A 22,156-nucleotide genomic window follows, 5' to 3' on the forward strand; every position below is an offset into this window, starting at 1 on the left:
AGGAACGCGGAGGTTCACGCGGAGGTTCGCGGAGTTTTTATGGAGGAGAGGTTATGGTTCAAGCTTTGGAAGGTTCTTTGGGTTTACCGGAGGAGGAACAACGTTTCTACCGTCGTGGGGTTAGTTGGGAAAGATTTCAAGCAATTCAAAAGGGTTTTGAACATCTCCCTGGGGTGCGTTTATTTTATTGTGAGGGAGTTTTAGAAATTGTGGGTGTCGGTAAAGCGCATGAGTTGATTAGTGGTTTGATTGCTGGACTGCTAATCATCTACTTTGAGATTAAGGAAATTGAATTTTTCCCCAGTGGTAGTTATTCTCAAATAATTCCTGGTGTAGTTGAGTATCAAGCAGACTTATCTTATTGTTTGGGAACAGATAAAGATAGACCAGATTTATGTATTGAAGTAGTGATTACTAGTGGTAGTCCCATCAAACTGAAAAAATATAAATTAATGAAAGTCCCAGAAATTTGGTTTTGGGAAGATGGAACGCTTGAGGTTTATTGTTTGCGAGAACAAGAATATGAGAAAGTTGTTAAAAGCGAGTTATTGCCAGAATTAAATTTATCTTTGTTGAGTCGTTGTCTTTTGTTATCTTCTCCTTTGGAAGCGATCAGAGAATTTCGTCGAGGTATTTGAATAATTGAGATATAGCCTAACTATTTTCAACATTTTCTACTTGAGATTTAGCCAACCTAATTAATAATCTTAACGCTTCGTTGACTGCTTCTGCTGTGGGGAAAGCTTGAGCAACATCAGGTGCTAATAAAACTAAATTAGTTCCTTGTTGGTAAAGTTCCACATATTTACCTCTTACACCTCCCTCTAGCTGAGTAAAGTTATATTCAGAACGCAGTTCATCATTTTCTGGTTTAAAGTCCTGATTCATAAAATCTCCTTTCTCTGCGTGTTGCTTCTCTTGCATTAATAATTCTGATATGAATACAACATTCAACAATACTTAAACATTAAGCTTATGAACTTTTTTGATATGTTTTTCTAAATTTTTAACTGAAACGGTTGATTTGCAATGAGGGCAAACAGTAGTTTGTTTCTTTTTTCTTTCGTTGCTATGGTTAGGTATGCTAACAGGATATATGGGCGTATGTTCTAATCTGATTTGTGTTATTCCATTTTCCCTATATAAGTTGTAATGATGTTTATATTCCTGTCTAAATAATGCTATGGTTATTCCCATTTTACTTGCTACATTTTCTTCAGTAGCCAATTCATACTTAATATTTATCTGGTTAATTATTCCAGCAAGAATAAGATGTTTTTGCTGGATGTAATTGAAATCTTCAAAAGCTGTTATTCCCTTATTTTCCTTTTTAAATAAGATATGGCTCTGAATTTTAAAATTTCTCACATTTTTTTCTTTCTGTCCTTGCCAATATTCTCTCCAACATTTATGTATTTGCCAAGGATATCCTAAACTATCAAATAAGACATGATCTCCATATCCGTTAGTATGATAATAAACTAATTCTCCACACCACCAACATTCAGTTTGATAAGTCTTAGAACCAGTGATTTGAGCAACTGATAAACCAGTAGACAGGGAATTAGTAGATTTAGAAAGGTTAATGCTTTGTAACCTATTACCATTGCTTCCACCACCAATACACCAACCACATGAGCATGACGGGAAATGGTTATAACCTGGCATAGTTAAGATCAAATAAATATATAGGACTTCTATTCTCTCGCTCCTCGTTCCCAGGTTCTACCTGGGAATGCAATCAAGAAGGCTCTGCCTTCTGCTAACATTAAATATGAGTCAGAGACTCAAAAACTGTATTCCCTGTCAGAGACAGGGAACAAGTAGTTAAACTTCAGCTTTTGACTGATTCAAATTAACAACATCTTGCAACCTCGAAATCACAAATGACTTCTCTAAATAAGACAACAAACCACCGGCTTTGGGACCACGTTCTTTATTTAGAAACGATAGATACAAAGCCTTAAAAGCATTGGCTTGTTGAATTTGCAATTCCTTAGTAGTCGAGAAAATCAAAGTTTGCAATTCTTCAGCTTCCCAGTTAGAAATATTCTGCAAATTCTCTACCAGTTTCTGCAAATAAGCAACTTGTTCTTCAGTCAACTCATTCGCTTTTTCTGGGACTTGTTCCAAATAGAGAACTAACTTTTCTTCCTCATCTGCATAATCTTGTAACCACAATTGAGCAGCAGCAATTCTTTGATTAACAATTTGCTGATCATACTCAGTTAAAGGCTGTTGACTACGTTGTTTAACCTCTTCTTGAATATTCAAACGCGGAACTTGCAAAAGTGAAATCAGCGTACTAAAATCAAAAGGTTGGAAAGTTTTAACTTCATCACCTAATTGCGCGTAAAATAACGGCATTAATTCTTCAGTTAATTCAGGAGAATTTGAATACTTATTTATTAAAGTATCGTAGTCTCTGAATAAACGAGTAATTGTTTCATAATTTGGCGCAAAATTGATTACTGATCTTGGCTGAGTTCGCAACATCAAAAAGCGCAGTAATTCAGGAGGAAGTAAAGCAGCAATTTCCTTTGCACTCGAACCAACTCCTTTAGAAGAACTCATTTTCGTGCCATTCACAAGAATAAATTCATAGGGAGAATGGAAAGGAGGTTGCTTTTGTAAAACCTTGCGAGTTATAGAATTAGCAACATCTCTAGAACCACCTTTTTGAGAGTGGTCTTTACCTGCCATTTCGATAGTTACACCCAAGACATCCCACTTAGCAACCCATTCCACTTTCCAAGGTAATTTACCATTACCATCAAAAGGAGAAACCCAGCCAGAATGACCGCAACCTTTTGTATAGTCAGTTGCATCTGGTTTACAAGTGTAAAAAACTTCTGAACCGTTGTAATCGGTAGTTACAGTTGTGGCGATTTTGCCACAGTTTTCACAAATAACTTGAAAAGGATACCAATTATTAGGTCGGTCTGCTTTACTTACCTCTTTATATGCTTCTCTAACCAAGTGAGCATTTTTGAGGAAAGTATCGATGTAAGAATTGAGTTTTCCAGTGCGATATAAATCACGCAAAAAATAAGTTTCTGGTTTAATTCCTAGATACTCAAAAACTTGAAAAAATTCACCAATGAAATATTTAGCGTAATCACTAGCTGTATCTTCTGGAGAAGGAACATTACACAGAGGAAAACCCAGATAAGGAGCAAATTTTTCCTGATCTAAATATTTAGGAACCGTATCCAGCGCGTCATAATCATCCACACCGTACAAGAACTTCACGGGCTTACCTGCGTGTTTCAAGGCACGGTAAATAACGTCATGGATAACCACACCCCGTAATGAACCTACGTGTACCCTACCGGAGGGAGTTTTGGAATCATTAACTACCTGGTAGCCTTGTGCATCAGCAGCGATTTTATCAGCCCAGAACATTTGACATCTATATTTTTGACGATGCCTTATATTCTAACTCTTACAAGGTTTTCATCAACTCTAAACACTTGTGCATTTGTTGGTGCATTGTTTGGGTGTCAGCATGAAAGCGTCTACCATGTCCTGGTAACACCCACTCAAAGGAGTAATTAGCCAATTTAGCCATTGATTTTATCTGTTCTGGCCAGGAATACCAGCAAACATGACGGAATGCTATCAACTGATGTAAGTCATCTGACCATGCGAGATGGTCACCAGAAAAGAGAAATTTGTTTTTATAGAGTAAAACGGTGTGTCCTTTGGTGTGACCGGGAACGGGGATGATTAATAAATCTGAAGTTAATGGAAATGGTTCTGAACCAGTAAGCTTAATTTCCACATTCTCTGTATCTGAAGAAATCTCATCTTCATGGAGGATACGTTGACAGTGAAAATGGTCAGCAAATTTTTGATGGTCTGCAACATCATCTCTATGAGTCAGGTACATATAACTAATCTTACCGAACTCTTCGAGACGCTTAACTAAAGGTGGGGTGAAGCGAGGAGAATCTACTAAAATGTTACCTTCGGGAAGTTGAATTAAATAACTAGCAGCACCATAAGAGTTTTCTGAATGATAGCCACAATGGTAAATATTTTCAGCAACTAAAATGGGGAAACTTTGTTGAGCAAGTTTAATATCTTTGGGTTTTTCAACTGTACCAATGGAACTGGTAGGACAAGCTAAAAGTGCTTGAAGTGCGGCTAATCTTTCGGTTTCGTTTGTTGGTTGATGGTAAACTGCTGATTGTTCATCTACACGATGAAATATTTCGGGGGTCATCCAACGACAGGTATCACAATCAATGCAGGTGGTATCAACGTAAAACTCGCCGTTGATATTTTGAGGACGACGTTGGTTTAAATGAGCCATATTCAAACCTCTGCTGAGAGAGAAATTTTATATCTCTAATTTAGCAAAGTTTAACCAAATACCGTGGGTTTAAGTCCCCCGGTTTTATAACCGGTAAGTTTTGTGTTGGGGTTAAATCCCCATTACAAAACTTAATTACGAATTACGAATTACGAATTATTTAACTATTAATTTGATTGACAAAAATATCATAAGTCTAAATTCAGAATTGGCGATGTATTTACTGCTTTCAAAGCCGCTTTAGACCTGATTTAGGTTTAATGGTTGTTTAAGTCTCACTATTGATTATTGGAACCTAATGATCAAGAGCCATTAAAATATCCTTTAATTGAACGGTGGAATAAGCGACAAGGCCAGCAAAAAGATCCACAAATACTTACTGAGGCTATAGCGGCAATAACTCGCCAACTGTGATTACGTGGAGTACCAGATTCTGAGGTATTGTCTTCTGTATCTTGATTTAGCTCTGGCACTGAATTAGAAAGCTGACTGACTGTACTAACCCCTTCAATTGCCGCTCCCATTAGATAAGCTACCAGGGCAATACTTAGCCAGTGATTTATCATTTTGTACTGATTTAATTTTGAGAACCTATTCGGCTATGAGTATTCATTCAATTTATCATGCTACTGATGACCTTGCCCAAGAGATAGTCGCCCTTCAGCAGTATCACGAATTAGGGGCAGCTTGGATTCAATATAAGTATTAATACTATTATCTGTCTGTATATCCAGACCTTGCTTGGCTGTTAATTGCTGGAGGAGCAATTGTACTAATGCGGCATCGTCAAACTGGAGTAAGGTGCTGACTTGGGTTGATTCGATTACAGCCCAGAGTTGTCGCATCAATTTAGTAGTTATCATGAGGTTAAAATTATTTAATATTTTCTTTATATTCTCATACTTTTACAATTCTGGCTGAGTTTTTGTTTCAGGCTTGATAAATCGACACAAATCCAGTGATTGGAAGCTTCCCTGGCCACAAGCAGAACCAATGCTTATGAGTATTTTCGTAATCAATATGTATTAATTCGCATCAATAAACTAGATTTATCTAGCCCCTGACTTTTAGTCAGAGGGCAATTTACTACTGACTAAGAATCGCCTCTAGCCGCTTTATTCCGAGCCAGCTAATGTTCAATTTCACTTCGTTCATAATCTTGCGCACCGAAACTCCTTTTAAGTGGTTCATTACCTAATTTTTCACCAGCCCCTTTTAGCATATTGATCGGATTTTTCTACCTGCTTCCAGTTCCCAAATTTTTAGGAATTACTTCACCTGCTCCTTTACGACTTTCGATATAGTCTTCTTCAGTTGTTGGTGTTATGTAGACTTTTTGTTTATGTCGCTCTTGAGTCGAGTAGTAAGGTTTAAAAGGCTCATTTATTGCTATTCTCCGCTGTTTTATAGAATAAAACGGCTTAGTCATTTCTATTTTATGAGTTTTTTCTGAATAAAAACCATCCGCATGAACTGATAGCATAGGTAAACCCATCAGCCAGATTAAACCAGCCAGCATGAAGAGGGAAATTGTTCGGGATATTTGATTCAACACTCTTTTAATTGCCAACATTGGAGAAATTTCCTCGTAGGTATTTCACAAATATCTAAACCTTAAAAAAAAATTGTTCATGTAACTTCTTCCTTTGGTTTAGTTAAGTGTCTATAAAAAGTAAGGTTGACAACTCTACATTTTACTTTGATGAGATTAGCTATTTTCAATTATGCAGAGAACAGGTTGATTCTATGAGTAAAACAATAGTTCTTGGTATCAATTTAATCACATATCTCTGAGGCAAAAATTTATAACTAAGTTTAAAAGAAATAATGTTAGTATCATAAAATACTATTTTTTGATTGACTATTAACAATAACCATGAATTCCACAGCAGTTTATCACCGTATTCTCACACCCCTCACCTTTATTGAACGCAACGCCAAAGTCTACCGTGACAAAGTAGCTATTATCTATGGACAGCAACATTTCACCTATAGTCAATTTGCAGCCCGTATCAATTGTCTAGCCTCAGCTTTACGTCATGCGGGAATGGAAACAGGGGAACGTGTAGCATTTTTTTCCTTCAACACTCCTCAAATGCTAGAAGCCCATTTTGCTGTACCTCTAGCGGGAGGTGTTTTAGTGTCTATTAATACTCGTTTAGCACCTGAAGAAGTCGCTTACATCCTTAATGATAGCGGAGCAAAATTCTTATTTGTCGATACAGAATTAGCAGATATAATTCGCCCTGTTCAAAATATATTAAAAACAGTCAAACATATTATTAATATTAGTGATATAGAAGGCTTTACACCCTTAGGAGGAGAAGATTATGAAGCATTTTTACAAACTGGGGATTCTGAATCTTTGCCTTGGGTAATTAGGGATGAGATGGAGACAATTTCCATTAATTACACAAGTGGAACTTCCGGCTATCCCAAAGGTGTAATGTATTCCCATAGAGGTGCATATCTTAGTACATTAGGAGAAATAATTGAGACAAACTTAACTCCTAACTCAGTTTATCTTTGGACTTTACCAATGTTTCATTGTAACGGCTGGTGTTTCCCTTGGGCGGTGACAGCTATTGGTGGAACGCATATTTGTTTACGGAAATTCCACCCTGGAAAAGTTTGGCAGATAATTGCACAAGAAAAAGTAACTCACTTTAATGCAGCACCAGTTGTGTTAATTTCTCTCCTCAACTATCGAGAACGTCCGCCAAGTTTAGAACAACCTATCACTATTACCACCGCAGGCGCACCACCATCACCTACATTAATAGAAAAGTTCACTTCTATTGGTGCAAAAATTATTCACGTTTATGGTTTAACGGAAGTTTATGGCCCTTATACAGTCTGTGCATACCAATCAGATTGGGATAATTTAAACAACGAAGCAAAAGGAAAATTATTAGCTCGTCAAGGTGTACCTTATATTAGTGGAGATGGGTTGCGGGTAGTAGATAAAAATATGAATGATATCCCGGCTGACGGAAAAACAATGGGGGAAGTGATTATGCAAGGAAATATGGTAATGACAGGTTATTATGACGACCCTGATAGTACAGGACGGGCTTTTCGTGGGGGATGGTTTCACAGTGGTGATTTAGCAGTAATGCACCCTGATGGTTATATTGAAATCCGCGACAGAATGAAAGATATCATTATCACTAATGGCGAAAATGTATCTAGTATTGAAGTAGAACAATGTCTTTATCGTCATGAAGCAGTATTAGAATGTGCTGTAATTTCTGTACCTCATAAAAAACGAGGTGAAGCGCCTAAAGCTTTTGTCACTCTTAAAGAAGATATGCAAGTCACTGAACAAGAATTAATCCAATTTTGTCGTAGTCAGATAGCTGCTTTTAAATGTCCAACAGCTATCGAATTTACTACTCTTCCTAAAACTAGTACGGGTAAAATTCAAAAATATATTTTGCGAGATAAAGAATGGGTAGGCTATGACAGAAAAATTTAAGGTGCTTAATGATAAGTGGCAGTTTTATCACAGCATAAAGTAAAATTTCTTTGATAGATGTGTTGGTCTATAACGCCGTTATCAGTTTAGAAAAGCTGGCTGATTAAATATAATATAATAGCTTGGAGGTAAGTATGTTAGGTGCAATTGCAGGCGATATCATTGGTTCTGTTTATGAGTTTCATAACATTCAAACTAAGGATTTCCAACTTTTTAACGATCAATGTCATTTCACAGATGACACAGTATTAACTGTTGCGGTTGCAGAAGTAATTCTCAATGCAGATACATTTCCCGACAATACTAAATATATTGACAAATTTCAATATATTGAAACCTTCCAATCTTACTACCATGAATATCCTTATGCTGGTTATGGCGGTAATTTTATGCTGTGGGCAAATTCTAGTAGCACCGAACCCTACAATAGTTGGGGTAATGGTTCTGCCATGCGCGTTAGTCCTGTAGCATCTGCGTTTGATAACCTTGATATCGTGATAGAAGAAGCCAGACACAGTGCGGAAGTCACTCATAACCATTCTGAAGGAATCAAAGGCGCACAAGCAACAGCAGCATCTATATTTTTAGCTCGTACAGAGAAGAATAAAACTGTCATCAAATCCTATATCCAAGATACTTTTGGCTATAATTTAGAGCCAACTATAGACGAAATTAGACCAAATTATAAATTTGATGTTTCTTGTCAAGGTTCTGTTCCCCAAGCAATTATTGCTTTTTTAGAATCAACTGATTTTGAAGATGCTATTCGTAATGCTATTTCTATTGGTGGGGACAGTGACACTATTGCTTGTATTACAGGTGGTATTGCCGAGGCATTTTATGGCGGTGTTCCAGAAGATATTGCCGAATGGATATTTACTAAATTAGATGATAATCTTTGGAATGTTACTGACAAATTCATGTCTCAATACTATGCTTAAGATAGCAGAATTAATACGGTTGTAGTAATCTGTAAATTCTGCCATGACACTAAAATTGTATTATCCAAAACCTTGCTGCTATGTCCATCTCCCAAGATTTTGAACTACCAAAAGATGTAATATTTCCAACTGGAGATTTATATAATGATGAACCACCATTGGATTTTGAACTGCCAAAAGATGTAATATTTCCGACTGGAGATTTATATAGTGATGAACCACCATTGGAAAGCGATTCACATTTGCGCCAGATCATTCTACTCATCCAATGTTTAGAATTGTGGTGGGGAAACCGCAATGATTTTTACGCTTCTGGTAATTCGACTATTTACTACAGTCCACGTCAATATAAATCAGAAGACTTTCGTGGCCCTGATTTTTTTGTGGTGCGAAATGCTGAACGACGACCTCGCAAAAGTTGGGTTGTTTGGCAAGAAGATGGTAGATATCCCCATATTATTGTAGAACTGATTTCCGATTTAACAGCATCAGTGGATAAGGGTTTCAAAAAACAAATTTACCAAGATATATTTCGCACTCCTGAATATTTTTGGTTTGACCCCAGTAATTTAGAATTTGCTGGGTTTATTTTAGTTGGTGGTACTTATCAACCTATAGAAATTAACTCCCAAGGTTGGTTATGGAGTCAGCAGCTAAGTTTATATTTAGGTATTCATGAAAATAAATTGCGTTATTTTACAGATGAAGGATTGATAATCCTTACACCTGAAGAATTTGCGGAACAAGAAAAACAAAAATCTGAACGTCTAGGAGCCAAACTGCGAGAATTAGGAATCGACCCAGATACGATTTAAAATAATTCGTAATAGTGCCTACGGCAGGCTACCGCCAACGTAATTCGTAATTCGTAATTACAGCAGATTGCAGATCAATGAGGTACAGAATCAAAATTGAAACCTAGACACCAAGCCAGTTTTACTCCTGACTCCTGAACCGGAGGTCTGCGAAGCGTCTCCTGACTCCTGAATTCTGCTGTAAGTTTTGCAACGGGGATTTAGACCCCGACACAAAACTTGCTGCCTGTAGAGGCAGGGGAATTAAACCCCCAGCATTGGTTAATTAGGAAAGAGTGGGTGGGAAAATCCTGCCCCTAAAAATTAAATACCTCAGCATTAAATACCTCAGCCAAATTAATTATACATTTTGCCAAAAAATAAGAATCTCTGTATTGCTTTACTATTCCCTATTCCCTATACCCTCTCCTAAATATGCAATATACTCACGCACTTGTCACCATTGGAACGGTTAATTTTGATAACTTAGTGAATTTCTATACCCAGTTACTAGAACAAAAACCAAAAAACATCATTTCCAGTGTCTATGCTGAGTTTGAAATTTGTAGCCTCAGCTTAGGTATTTTTAAACCCCACAAAAATTATGAATCAGAATTTGCCATTAATGCCAAAAGTCCGCTAAGTTTGTGTTTAGAAGTGAGTAATTTAGAAAATGCTATAACTCACTTACAATCTTTAGGCTATTATCCACCAGGAGAGATTTCTACAACTTCCCACGGACGAGAAATTTACGCCTACGACCCTGACGGGAACCGCTTAATTTTACATCAATCCCATTAGTCATGAGTCATTAGTAAAAAATAACTGACAACTGACAACCAACAACAAAAGAATTACCAATGTCAATAACTCAAAATTACAAATTAAATCTCATTCAATGGTATCCCGGTCACATTGCCAAAGCTGAAAAAAATCTCAAGGAACAGCTAAAGCGGGTAGATGTGATTTTAGAAGTTAGAGATGCGCGTATTCCTTTAGCAACAAATCATCCCCAAATGAATGAATGGGTGGGAACTAAACCACGGGTGTTGGTGATTAACCGATTGGATATGATTTTGCCACAAGTGCGATCGCACTGGATAGACTGGTTTAAAAGCCAGGAACAAGTCCCCTATTTTACCAATGCTCAACACGGTCAAGGTATTACAGCCATAACCAAAGCCGCACAAGCAGCAGGAATAGAACTTAATCAACGCCGAAAAGATCGCGGAATGTTACCCCGTCCTGTCCGTGCTGTAGTTATTGGTTTTCCCAATGTCGGTAAATCAGCATTAATCAACCGACTGATAGGAAAGCGAGTCGTCGAAAGTGCAGCGCGTCCCGGTGTTACTCGTCAACTGCGTTGGGTGCGAATTTCCGATCAGTTACAATTGCTAGATGCTCCTGGTGTCATTCCCTCAAGAATGGAAAATCAACTCGCAGCAGTCAAATTAGCCATTTGTGACGATATTGGTGAAGCTTCTTATGATAATCAACTCATAGCCGCAGCGTTTGTAGATATAGTCAATCAACTCCAAGAAACCCATCCTTATTTATTACCACCACACCCCTTACTTTCACGCTACGAAGTTGACTCCATCATCCATACAGGTGAAGCATATTTGCAAGTCTTAGCAGAACATCGCTATCAAGGAGATGTGGAACGCGCTGCTAGAACACTCATCACCGATTTTCGTAAAGGTCTTCTAGGTAATATCCCTTTGGAAATTCCACCTCATGTTTAACTTCTAATTTTTAAGTAAGCAACTCTCATTCTAAAAATCAACATTGTCCCTGCTATAAATAATATTCCTAGTAAGAGGTTTTTCCAACTCAGGCTTTTATCACTTTCACTAATCAAAATAGCTTCTAATATGATAGAAGGTAATAAAATGCCACTAGGAACTAATAGCTTAGACAATATCATCCTATTTTTTGCCAAAAGACTAAGGAGAGCTAAACCTGCACCCAAAGGAATAAAAGTCAGCGCATAATAAAATACTTTTTGATTAAAGGGAATTAATTCCAGTAAATTAAAAGAGTAATAACGTTGTACTTTGTCTATAAAGACTCGAATCGTTGATTTATAATATGTGATGATAATTTGGTGAAATTTATTGTCTGTAAAAACATTGGGGATCATCAGTTGTACATCTGAGCCATTTTCTCCAGTAATTGGTGTTCTTAACCTCAAATCTAGAGAATGTCCCTGCTGTGAAAGTGTTAAATTACGCTGCAAAGAATTACCGGAAATTGAGATAATCCGCGCTGGCCCAGTCTGTTGAGGATTGTCAGTGGCAATAGTAGTACTCAGTGTAAACTCAGATTTTTTGCTGATTCTTTGACTGAGATTTTTCACTGGTTTGGCTGTTTGTAACCATTGGCTAGAACTCAAAAAAACACTTTTACCTTCTTCTATATTGGTTGGCTTTCCTTGCCATAATAGTTGTGGTAAATTTACCGTTTCTTTTTGATCACAACATTTACCCTTTAATTGATAACTAGCTAGGAGAGAATTACCAAAACTTTTAAAATAATTAGGATCATTTAAGCCTTGTTGGGCTTGATAAGTTGTGATAGCTCTATCAGTAATATAAACTTCAGAAATATATCCTTGCCAAGGTCTATTACCTGTAGTTTCATTACCAAGTAAAAGTGGATAATTTAAATCCCAATTACTTAATTTTGTCGTGCTTTGCCAAAAAAGAGAAGTAATTAAAATGACAGATACATAAGCCAAAATAAATCCTGTAATTTTTTGATTTGAGGGTTTTAAACGACTTGCATCAATTTGTGCAAGTATGTTATTTAAGCTTTGAATATTCCAGAAATAAAAGCCTAAACAACCTAAACATCCCCCAAAAGTATTATTAAAAATATCGGCTGGAGTCGGAGTTCTTGAAGGTAGAAATATTTGCAAAATTTCAACTGTCGAAGATAAGCCAGAACTAACCAGGAAAACAATAATAATTTGTAATCCTATTTTGATTTTAAGTTTCTGCAATAAATTTGCTAAATAGAAACCCACAGGCATAAATAATAAAACATTGTTTACCTGATCCTGAAAAGGACTGGCATTGTTAAAACTAGAAAAAAAATCAGATTTAGAAAAACTATTAGGCAATGAAAAATCGAATGGATAAAGCGTAGCTATGGCTACTATCAGAATAGTAAGCAATACAAATACCACATTCACCAGATATAATTTTATTCCTGTAGTTTTTAGAAAAAAATGTTGGTGTCGATTCATAAATTCCTAATGATTAAAAAATACAGACTTAATCAGTATTTCCCAGTTTGGATATATCAAACTTTACAGAGAATTACCAATTCAAAATTACAATTCAAAATTACCAATTTAAATTTATAATTTCCATAAATAAATTCAGATGCTTGTTTATGATGCTTTTTCGATAACATTCTTTTAATGACTTAGTATTAATTAAGCCGAGTATAATAATTATATAATCTCAAATTAAGTTTTACTGTCGCTCGATATACAACAGCTTTTGCATAATTAAAAATCAAAAAAGTTGATGAGGAAGGTTTTTCAGAAATTTTGTAGCTTGCTTCCCCCTAGGGGTATAGTTGTTATACTTACGCCGCGCTGTACTAGTACCGCTTTCTCGGAATTAAAAATTAACAATTAAAAATTAAAAATTAACAAAGTAGATACAGGCTTTTTCATTATTTTTAATGGTTGCTTAACTTACGCCGTGTTGTACTAGTAATGATTTTGTCTATCTAAAGGTAATTTTTTAGTAATATTTACTACAGATGAAGTTGTCATAATGCCGTTAACAGTATCATAAAGAAAAGGTAAGGTGAGGAATTACGCAAACAAACCTGGTTTATCCCCAAAACTGGTGTTTAGGAGCCGAATGTTTGGTATCTAATGCGTAAATCCTGAGAAAGATTAGCCTTGATGCTTACCAACTTCCAGTATAAATGTATTACACTTATGACTGAACTCACATTACTCCTCACTCAGGGGGATACCAAAACTTCGGTTTTAGTAGCTCAAGAAGTATTTACTATCGGTCGTTTGTCAGAATGTGACTTGTGTTTACCTTTTGGAGGAGTTTCTCGCCAACACGCCCGAATTAGAAAAACCTCTAATGGTGTGTGGATAATTGAGGATATGGGTAGCAAAAACGGAACCCAAGTAAATGGAATTCCTGTTATGTCTGCTCAGGAGTTGTATAACCGCGACGTTATTTATTTGGGAAATGTCAGTTTGGCAGTAATTTTATCAAATACATTGGGAAATTTACCACCTCAGTATGTACCAGATGAAGAACCGAATAGTCAGCAAATAACAATTCTTAGAGATGTCGAAAAACTGCAACAACAATGGATAGAAGGTAGTGAACTTAATGGTAGTAATAATAAAGATAAAACTATTGCTCGCCTCAAAGATTTGGTAGATATAGCTAAAAATCTCTGTGCGGCGGCATCTATTGAAGAAATTTTCTCTCAGGTACAAGAACTAGTTTTTCGTTATATTGATGGCATTGAAAGATTGGCCTTATTAGTTGATATTGATAGTACTGGTACTTTGAAGTTAGTTAATTCTGCGACTAAAACCATTTTTCAACAAAAATATTTGCCTACTGATGGGAGTTGGATTAGTCGTAGTATTTGTCAAAAGGCATTTGCAGATAAGGTAGCTATTCAAAGTGCTGATACCCATTCTGATGAAAGGTTTTCTAGTGAACAGAGTATTTTAATGAAAGGTATTCGTAGTGCAATGGCAGTACCTTTATGGGATGAAAACAAAGTTGTCGGTGTTCTGTATGGTGATGCTCATTTTTCTTCTTCCCAATGCCCAAGCGAAGGTGAGGAAGAACTTAGCTTTTTTTCAGCTTTAGCAAATCTTGTTGCTTCTAGCGTTCAACGTTGGTTATTAATAGAAAAACTGAGAACTGAAGAGGTAATTCGTCACCGATTAGAACGTTATCATTCTCCGGCAGTTGTCCAGCAGTTAATCGCAGCGAGAGAATCTTCAGATGGGCGTTTGGCTCCTACCGAAAGTGAAATCAGTATTTTATTTGCTGATTTGGTGGGATTTACAGAAATTTCCGAACGGCTTACACCTAAAGAAATTGCTGAATTATTAAACATTTTATTTGAAGAAATGTTACAAGAAGTATTTGCTTATGGTGGCACTTTAGATAAGTATATTGGCGATTGTATAATGGCATTTTTTGGCGCTCCAGAACCACAACCAAGTCATGCAGATAGCGCTGTTAGTGCTGCTAAGGGAATGCTTTCTCGTCTCCAACGTCTCAATGCTAATCAATTTTGGCAGCAACCTTTACAATTACGCATTGCTATTAACAGTGGTAAAGCTGTTGTGGGTGATGTTGGCAGTTCTCAAAGAGTAGACTATACGGCATTAGGAGCAACAATTAATCTGGCGGCTCGGATGGAACCAATATGTTCTCCCGGTGAATGTGTAATTAGTGAAGTTACTTATCAACAACTTTCACAACGCTCAGAGTTTAGAGACATGGGAGACTATCGTTTTAAAGGTATTGATAGATTTATTAAGATTTATCAGACCAAAATGAATTAATTGTTGGTTAGTTGTCATTTTTTAGATATTAATTAATGAATTATTAATAGTGCAGCACAGGAGAAATCACCGACCATTGAAAATTACTCAACAGCTTATTTAAGCTGCTTTTTAAAGCTTTTAAAATTTTAAATTTAAAATTTTTTAATTCCGCCCTACGGCATCAGCTTATTTCAGTGTCTAAATTTAATTAGATGTATAGTTTGTTTTAAGTTTAGTTGCCAGGTTGTAATATTCAGCAACTATTCCTAAATTGAAAAGACTAAAATTTGGTGGTAGCTTCTGTGATTAATCTGTGTAACACTAGGAAGCTACCTCAAGCTATTTTTTAAGGGGAGGTCAGGTCATGGCTATCGCCACCATTAATCCCGCCAATGGGGAAACGATCAAAACCTTTGAAGCACTTCAGGATGCAGAAATTGCTGCCAAATTAGATTTGGCACAACAGGCATTTGAGAAGTACCGTAAGACTAGTTTCTCAGAGCGATCGCAGTGGTTACAACAAGCAGCAACAATTTTAGAACAAGAAAAGGCAGATTTTGCTCAATTGATGACTTTAGAAATGGGCAAACCCTTCAAAGCTGCTATAGCTGAAGTGGAAAAATGCGCCCTCGTCTGTCGCTATTATGCCGAATATGCACCAGGTTTCCTAGCTGATGTCACCATCAAAACCGATGCTAATCATAGTTTTGTCCGTTATCAGCCCTTGGGTGCAATTCTCGCCATCATGCCTTGGAATTTCCCCTTCTGGCAAGTTTTCCGCTTTGTGGCACCGACATTGATGGCAGGAAATGTTGGTTTACTCAAACACGCCTCCAATGTGCCGCAGTGTGCTTTGGCAATCGAAAACATTCTCAGTCGCGCGGGTTTTCCAGTAGGTGTATTTCAAACTCTGTTAATTGGTGCTGCCAAAGTTGCTGATTTAATGGCTGATGAACGGGTGAAAGCTGCTACATTAACAGGCAGTGAACCCGCAGGTGCTTCTCTTGCCTCTGCTGCTGGTAAACAAATTAAAAAAACTGTCTTAGAATTGGGGGGCAGTGACCCATTTATTGTCTTAGCAAGTGCAGATTTAGAAGCAGCAGTTACCAACGCAGTAACAGCACGAATGTTAAACAATGGACAATCTTGTATTGCCGCTAAACGCTTTATTGTAGAGGAAACAATTGCGGATAAATTTGAAAAACTGCTGTTAGATAAATTCCAATCTCTAAAAGTTGGCGATCCTATGGAACCAGATACAGATTTAGGTCCCCTAGCAACTCCTGATATTCTCCAGGATTTACACCAACAGGTAAACACTGCCGTAAAAAGTGGTGGAAAAATCCTCACAGGTGGATCTCCTTTAACACATAGTCCGGGGAACTTTTATCCGCCCACAATTATCATAGATATTCCTGTAGACTCACAAATTGCCAAGGAAGAATTCTTTGGCCCTGTAGCTTTATTATTCCGGGTTCGGGATATTGATGCTGCAATTAAATTAGCTAATGACATACCCTTTGGTTTGGGTGCAAGTGCTTGGACTACAAATGAAGAAGAAAAAAATCGCCTAATTCAAGAACTTGAAGCTGGTGCAGTATTTATTAATAGCATGGTTAAATCTGATCCTCGATTACCATTTGGAGGAATTAAGCGTTCTGGATATGGCCGAGAATTAAGCATTCAAGGCATACATGAATTTGTGAATGTTAAGACAGTTTGGGTTAGGTGATTGGTGATTGGTGATTGGTGATTGGTGATTGGTGATTGGTGATTGGTGATTGGTAAATTTCCTACTTGTTCCCTATTCCCTATTCCCTATTCCCTATTCCCTATTCCCTATTCCCTATTCCCTATTCCCTATTCCCTATTCCCTATTCCCTATTCCCTATTCCCTATTCCCCATTCCCTATTCCCTATTAATTATTAGTTTTGAGGAAATCAAATGAATACCGCAGAATTGTTAGTACAGTGCTTAGAAAACGAAGGAGTGCAATATGTTTTTGGACTCCCAGGTGAAGAAAATTTACACGTTCTAGAAGCATTAAAAAATTCATCGATTCAATTTATTACTACTCGTCATGAACAGGGTGCAGCTTTCATGGCCGATGTTTATGGTAGGTTAACTGGAAAAGCGGGAGTATGTCTTTCTACTCTGGGTCCAGGGGCAACTAATTTAATGACAGGAGTGGCAGATGCCAACCTAGATGGTGCGCCTTTAGTGGCAATTACAGGGCAGGTGGGAACAGATAGAATGCACATTGAATCCCATCAATATTTAGATTTGGTGGCAATGTTTGCGCCTGTAACTAAGTGGAATAAGCAGATTGTGCGACCGAGTATTACACCAGAAGTTGTGCGAAAGGCATTCAAGCGAGCGCAAACCGAAAAACCCGGTGCAGTTCATATTGATTTACCTGAAAATATTGCGGCTATGTCTGTAGAAGGCAAACCCTTACATAAAGATAATAGCGAAAAAACCTATGCTTCTTTTGCGAGTATTCGCGCTGCTGCTGCCGCAATTTCCCAGGCAGTTAATCCCATCATTTTAGTTGGCAATGGAGCAATTCGCGCCCAAGCTAGTGATGCTGTCACGCAATTTGCTACCCAAATGAATATTCCCGTTGCTAATACTTTTATGGGTAAAGGAGTGATTCCCTATACTCATCCCTTAGCTTTGTGGTCAGTGGGATTACAACAACGAGATTTTATTACCTGCGGCTTTGATAATACAGATTTAGTCATAGCTATTGGCTATGATTTAATTGAATTTTCTCCCAAAAAATGGAATCCTACTGGAAATATTCCGATTGTACATATTGCGGCCACTTCTTCAGAAATTGACAGTAGTTATATTCCCACAGTAGAAGTAGTGGGAGATATTTCTGATTCATTGAATGAACTCTTAAAATTAGCAGACAGACATAGTAAACCTAACCCCTACGCTATCAGCTTACGTTCTAATATTCGCGCTGATTACGAAGAATATGCCCAGGATGATAGCTTTCCTATTAAACCGCAAAAATTAATTTATGATTTACGGCAAGTAATGGGGCCTGATGATATTGTTATTTCTGATGTAGGCGCACATAAAATGTGGATTGCGAGACATTATCATTGCCATAGTCCTAATACTTGTATTATTTCTAATGGTTTTGCCGCGATGGGAATCGCAATTCCTGGCGCTTTAGCTGCAAAACTTGTAAATCCTGAACGGAAAGTTGTTGCGGCCACTGGTGATGGTGGTTTTATGATGAATTGCCAGGAATTAGAAACAGCTTTACGTGTAGGTACACCCTTTGTCACATTAATTTTTAATGATGGTGGCTATGGTTTAATTGAGTGGAAACAAGAAAATCAATTTGGTAAAGGTAACTCTTCTTTTGTGCATTTTGGTAATCCTGATTTTGTCAAATTTGCTGAAAGTATGGGTTTAAAAGGTTATCGAGTGGAATCGGCTACTGATTTAATTCCTGTACTCAAAGAAGCCTTAATTCAAGATGTGCCTGCGGTGATAGATTGTCGGGTAGATTATCGGGAAAATCGTCGCTTTACCCAAAAAGCTGGTGACTTACATTGTGAACTTTGATCCCACATTCCGCACTTCAAATATGGGGATTCTGGGGTCTAACAGTGATTGTTAGGATACACTGTCTGATATCACCTAGCCCAATGGGTAAAAATTTTTAGAGACTATAGCAATGCTAATTTCTGCCAGTTTTGTGGGCAACCTATTTTTAGGAAGAGTAAATATTAATCCAGCCCCTTGACTGAGTTATTAATGCTAGGGATATACAGATGATTGAAATCCTTGCCACACTGTCTGCTTCAGCATCTGCCGGAATGAGAGTAGGTACGCCCTTGCTAATCATTGGCTTATTACAGGGCAGTACCCTCTGGACTCAAGTACCAATTTTATCAAACATTTCACCCCATCTTTTGATCGGGCTACTCAGCAGTTGGTCATGTTTTGAGTTATTTGCTTCCAAAAAGCTAATAGGGCAAAGAATAGTACAACAGGTTCAGTTATTGTTGTCTCCTTTTGTAGGAGCAATTATGGGGTTAGCAGTGGCTTCGGCTACGGAAACTCCCAGCTGGTTAATTGCCTTAATCGGGGGTTTATTAGCTTTGGTACTGCAACTAGTTCTATCCGGTTGGTTTTATCGCTTGCGTGGCTTACCACTGTGGGCAGTTTTTCTTCAAGATAGCTTGTGTGTTGTACTGGTGGTTTTTGCCGTTGATGATCCCCGAAAAGGAGGATTAATTGCTCTAATCCTCCTCTGGCTGGCAATTCGTAGTTCTAAACACTGGTATCAGTGGTATTGGCAGAAGCGTAGTTTATGAGTGATACAGCAGAATTCAGGAAAAGGAGACGTGGGGAGGCGGAGACACGGGGACGCGGAGACGCGGAGAAAGAGGGAGGAAAATAAAACTTTCCTCTGAGATCAAATCACAAAAGTCCGATGAGATGCAGCAAGCCTTGACCGGTAATTAACTCGATAATCAAGGCGATGAAACCTAGCATGGCAATTCGTCCATTCCAGACTTCGGCGCTAGTAGTCAGTCCCCACTCCCAACGCTCTTGGGGATACATTTTCACCTTTTTTTTCATTTGGGTGACTTGCGAGAGCTTGAGGTTAGGCTTTGTGAGCGAATCAATCACTAAGTCTGCTAGTGCTTGAATAAATACTGGATGGGTATTGGGAGCAGCGGCACGACGGAAGTTGTGAATTCCTGCTTCTTCAGCTATTTCTCGATATTCAATATCAATTTCTTGTAGTGTCTCGATATGTTCGGAAACAAAACTAATCGGTACAACTACCAAATCCTTCACTCCTTGTGCGCCTAGTTCTTTGAGTGCGTCTTCAGTATATGGTTGTAGCCATTCTACGGGACCGACGCGACTTTGGTAAGCTAAGACATGAGGATTGGGACGATTGAGTGTTTGCATAATCAGCTGAGTGCATTCCTCAATTTCTTGCTGATAGGGATCGCCGGCTTCTTGGACGTAACTTTTAGGCACTCCATGAGCGCTAAAAAAGATATGCACCCCATCAGGATTAGGAAACTGATTGAGTTGCTCCTTGATTAGTTCCGCCATTGCTTGCAGGTAGCCCGGTTGTTTGTACCAGGAGGGAATGACGGTGTATTCAAGGCGCTGAAGTTTGGGGTTTTGTTGCCAAAGTTGTTCTAATAGTCGAAAGCTAGAACCGCTAGTACTGATAGAGAATTGGGGATAAAGTGGCAGAATCACCAGCTTGTCGATGTTGTCTTGGGTTAGTTGTGCGATCGCTTCTTCTGTGTAAGGATGCCAATATCGCATTCCTACATAAATATTGGCTTCTTTTCCCAAATTACCTAGTTGCGCTTTCAGTGCTTCCCCTTGTTCTTCGGTAATCCGCCGCAATGGTGAACCACCACCGATGTACTTATAATTAGCCTGAGATGTCTTAGTTCTCCTGGTAGCAATCAGCCAAGCTAGAGGCTTTTGCATCCAGCGAAAGGGTAAGCGAATAATTTCGGGATCAGAAAACAGGTTATATAAAAAGGGACCGACATCTTCTAATTTATCGGGTCCACCGAGATTGAGTAATAATACGCCTACACGACCCATAGCAGTTACTTTCCCCCAATCCTTACAATTTTTTTACTAATGTTAACAATATATCTTTATTAAATATAAAGCTTTATCAGCAGGAAAGATGCAATGGCAACTATTTTAAGAGACTGGAGTTATCGTTATCAGTGGCTATACGATGGAATATCGCGTTTAGCAGCCTTGAGTGTGGGTGGTGAAGCGCGTTTCCGGCAATTACCGTTGCAAGGCTTAACACTTGACTCAGATACTCAAATCCTCGATTTATGCTGTGGAAGTGGTCAAGCTACGCAATTTTTGGTGAATTCATCACAAAATGTTACAGGGCTGGATGCTTCTCCGTTATCTTTACAACGTGCGCGTAAGAATGTGCCTAACGCTACTTATGTAGAAGCTTTTGCGGAAGATATGCCTTTTGCAGATAATTTATTTGATGTCGTACATACCAGCGCGGCGTTACATGAGATGCACCCTGAACAATTAAGAAAAATCATTCAACAGGTTTATCGGGTATTAAAACCAGGGGGAGTATTCACGTTGGTAGATTTTCACCCTCCCACAAATCCTCTATTTTGGCCTGGTTTGTCGGTGTTTTTCTGGTTGTTTGAAACTCAAACGGCTTGGGAGTTATTAAAGACTGATTTACCTGGTTTGTTAAGAGAGTATGGTTTTGATGTCGGTGAACCAATTTTATATGCGGGTGGCAGTTTACAGGTGATACAGGGAAGTAAGTGAGCAGGGGAAGTAGGGAAAGAAAATTTTACTAATTACAGCAGATTGCAGATCAATAAGGTACAGAATCTAAATTGAAACCTAGACACATTCGCCAGTTTTACTTCTGAACCGGAGGTCTGCGAAGCGACTCCTGAACCGGAGGTCTGCGAAGCGTCTCCTGACTCCTGCTGTAATTACCAATGATTCTATAATTAGAATTAGAAAGTTTTTAGGTTGAGGTTAATTAAGATGACTCAAGAATTAGTAGACCTGAGAACAAGCATCATAGAAAAACGCTATGCAGATGCTTTGGCAATTGTGGATGAGTTAGAGGGGATGAGTAAAAAGGCAACTTTACGACAAATTAAATCTTTTTTAAAGATTTTGCTGATACATTTGCTCAAAAATAACTTAGAGCAGCGATTAACTAATTCTTGGGTTGCTTCTATTCGTAATGCGGTGGTAGAAATTAAAGACATTAATCTCAAGGAAAATAAAAAATCCTATTATGTCAATTTTGATGAATGGGAAACTTTGATTTTAGAAGAAGTAATTGAAGATGCGATTGCTGATGCTAGTGAAGAAGTTTTTAATGGTGCATACAGTCAATTTAAACTTTCGGAAATTGTCGATAGATCAGAGTTAATTCAAACTCAGGGGAAACGCATCTAATTTATTTTGACAAAATGTAACTTATATGAGTACAAAAAAAGGATGGTATTATTAACTTAATATCAAGCTAATAAACACATATA

20 protein-coding genes and 1 pseudogene are annotated in these 22,156 nt (G+C 37.8%); 12 read left to right on the plus strand and 9 right to left on the minus strand.

Annotated elements, in window-relative coordinates; translation table 11 throughout:
* Nucleotides 1-53 precede the first annotated feature (53 nt).
* On the plus strand, nt 54-638 hold the full coding sequence (locus H6G59_RS12245) for a Uma2 family endonuclease (protein WP_190714774.1): 585 nt from the start codon (nt 54-56) through the stop codon (nt 636-638).
* Nucleotides 639-654: 16 nt separating this feature from the next.
* Here the strand turns inward: H6G59_RS12245 and H6G59_RS12250 are convergent, their stop codons facing one another.
* The 7 genes from H6G59_RS12250 to H6G59_RS12280 all read right to left on the minus strand — a co-directional run bounded on the left by H6G59_RS12250 (nt 655) and on the right by H6G59_RS12280 (nt 5,891).
* Complete coding sequence (locus H6G59_RS12250; RefSeq protein ID WP_190714776.1) at nt 655-888, minus strand: hypothetical protein; 234 nt, start codon at nt 886-888, stop codon at nt 655-657.
* A gap of 72 nt (nt 889-960) precedes the next feature.
* Nucleotides 961-1,668 (minus strand): hypothetical protein, encoded by a 708-nt coding sequence (locus H6G59_RS12255; protein WP_190714778.1) that lies wholly within the window; start codon nt 1,666-1,668, stop codon nt 961-963.
* 159 nt (nt 1,669-1,827) lie between these two features.
* Nucleotides 1,828-3,405 (minus strand): lysine--tRNA ligase, encoded by a 1,578-nt coding sequence (gene lysS / locus H6G59_RS12260; RefSeq protein ID WP_190714780.1) that lies wholly within the window; start codon nt 3,403-3,405, stop codon nt 1,828-1,830.
* A gap of 40 nt (nt 3,406-3,445) precedes the next feature.
* The gene (locus H6G59_RS12265; protein ID WP_190714783.1) at nt 3,446-4,318 is read right to left on the minus strand and encodes an MBL fold metallo-hydrolase; all 873 of its coding nucleotides are present in this window, start codon (nt 4,316-4,318) and stop codon (nt 3,446-3,448) included.
* Nucleotides 4,319-4,620: 302 nt separating this feature from the next.
* On the minus strand, nt 4,621-4,884 hold the full coding sequence (locus H6G59_RS12270) for a hypothetical protein (RefSeq protein ID WP_190714785.1): 264 nt from the start codon (nt 4,882-4,884) through the stop codon (nt 4,621-4,623).
* Between the two features lie 60 nt (nt 4,885-4,944).
* A complete protein-coding gene (locus H6G59_RS12275) occupies nt 4,945-5,181 on the minus strand; it encodes a hypothetical protein (protein ID WP_190714787.1) in 237 nt (78 codons plus the stop codon).
* A gap of 374 nt (nt 5,182-5,555) precedes the next feature.
* Entirely contained in the window at nt 5,556-5,891 is a 336-nt protein-coding gene (locus tag H6G59_RS12280; protein ID WP_242038855.1) for a hypothetical protein, read from the minus strand.
* A gap of 303 nt (nt 5,892-6,194) precedes the next feature.
* Here H6G59_RS12280 and H6G59_RS12285 point away from each other — a divergent pair, with 303 nt between their 5' ends.
* From H6G59_RS12285 to ylqF, 5 genes are all read left to right on the plus strand, one after another.
* Nucleotides 6,195-7,796 carry a long-chain-fatty-acid--CoA ligase gene (locus H6G59_RS12285; protein ID WP_190714790.1) on the plus strand — a complete coding sequence of 534 codons (1,602 nt, stop codon included), beginning with the start codon at nt 6,195-6,197 and terminating at the stop codon, nt 7,794-7,796.
* A 134-nt stretch (nt 7,797-7,930) separates the two neighbouring features.
* The gene (locus tag H6G59_RS12290) at nt 7,931-8,737 is read left to right on the plus strand and encodes an ADP-ribosylglycohydrolase family protein (protein WP_190714792.1); all 807 of its coding nucleotides are present in this window, start codon (nt 7,931-7,933) and stop codon (nt 8,735-8,737) included.
* 80 nt (nt 8,738-8,817) lie between these two features.
* Complete coding sequence (locus H6G59_RS12295) at nt 8,818-9,552, plus strand: Uma2 family endonuclease (RefSeq protein ID WP_190714794.1); 735 nt, start codon at nt 8,818-8,820, stop codon at nt 9,550-9,552.
* 414 nt (nt 9,553-9,966) lie between these two features.
* Entirely contained in the window at nt 9,967-10,332 is a 366-nt protein-coding gene (locus tag H6G59_RS12300; protein WP_190714796.1) for a VOC family protein, read from the plus strand.
* 59 nt (nt 10,333-10,391) lie between these two features.
* Complete coding sequence (gene ylqF, locus H6G59_RS12305; protein WP_190714798.1) at nt 10,392-11,276, plus strand: ribosome biogenesis GTPase YlqF; 885 nt, start codon at nt 10,392-10,394, stop codon at nt 11,274-11,276.
* Here ylqF and H6G59_RS12310 read toward each other — a convergent pair.
* Nucleotides 11,273-12,781, minus strand: a complete 1,509-nt coding sequence (locus H6G59_RS12310) for a VanZ family protein (protein WP_190714800.1) — start codon at nt 12,779-12,781, stop codon at nt 11,273-11,275. The genes ylqF and H6G59_RS12310 overlap by 4 nt on opposite strands.
* Nucleotides 12,782-13,492: 711 nt before the next feature.
* On the opposite strand from H6G59_RS12310, the gene H6G59_RS12315 reads away from it, so the two are divergent.
* The 4 genes from H6G59_RS12315 to H6G59_RS12330 all read left to right on the plus strand — a co-directional run bounded on the left by H6G59_RS12315 (nt 13,493) and on the right by H6G59_RS12330 (nt 19,435).
* Nucleotides 13,493-15,109 carry an adenylate/guanylate cyclase domain-containing protein gene (locus tag H6G59_RS12315; protein ID WP_190714802.1) on the plus strand — a complete coding sequence of 539 codons (1,617 nt, stop codon included), beginning with the start codon at nt 13,493-13,495 and terminating at the stop codon, nt 15,107-15,109.
* Nucleotides 15,110-15,455: 346 nt separating this feature from the next.
* Nucleotides 15,456-16,823, plus strand: a complete 1,368-nt coding sequence (locus H6G59_RS12320; RefSeq protein WP_190714804.1) for an NAD-dependent succinate-semialdehyde dehydrogenase — start codon at nt 15,456-15,458, stop codon at nt 16,821-16,823.
* A 213-nt stretch (nt 16,824-17,036) separates the two neighbouring features.
* On the plus strand, nt 17,037-18,680 hold the full coding sequence (locus H6G59_RS12325; protein WP_190714806.1) for an acetolactate synthase large subunit: 1,644 nt from the start codon (nt 17,037-17,039) through the stop codon (nt 18,678-18,680).
* Between the two features lie 209 nt (nt 18,681-18,889).
* A complete protein-coding gene (locus tag H6G59_RS12330) occupies nt 18,890-19,435 on the plus strand; it encodes a DUF4126 domain-containing protein (protein WP_190714808.1) in 546 nt (181 codons plus the stop codon).
* A gap of 106 nt (nt 19,436-19,541) precedes the next feature.
* On the opposite strand, the gene hemH is transcribed toward H6G59_RS12330, so the two are convergent.
* Nucleotides 19,542-20,705, minus strand: a complete 1,164-nt coding sequence (hemH, locus tag H6G59_RS12335) for a ferrochelatase (RefSeq protein WP_190714810.1) — start codon at nt 20,703-20,705, stop codon at nt 19,542-19,544.
* Between the two features lie 93 nt (nt 20,706-20,798).
* Between hemH and H6G59_RS12340 the strand changes: the two genes are divergently transcribed.
* Together H6G59_RS12340 and H6G59_RS12345 are read left to right on the plus strand one after the other, a co-directional pair.
* A complete protein-coding gene (locus H6G59_RS12340; protein WP_190714812.1) occupies nt 20,799-21,422 on the plus strand; it encodes a class I SAM-dependent methyltransferase in 624 nt (207 codons plus the stop codon).
* A gap of 228 nt (nt 21,423-21,650) precedes the next feature.
* Nucleotides 21,651-22,052: pseudogene (locus tag H6G59_RS12345) on the plus strand (DUF29 family protein); the annotation flags it as partial.
* Between the last annotated feature and the right edge of the window lie 104 nt (nt 22,053-22,156).

The sequence above is a fragment of the Anabaena lutea FACHB-196 genome, assembly GCF_014698305.1.
GTDB lineage: Bacteria > Cyanobacteriota > Cyanobacteriia > Cyanobacteriales > Nostocaceae > Anabaena > Anabaena lutea.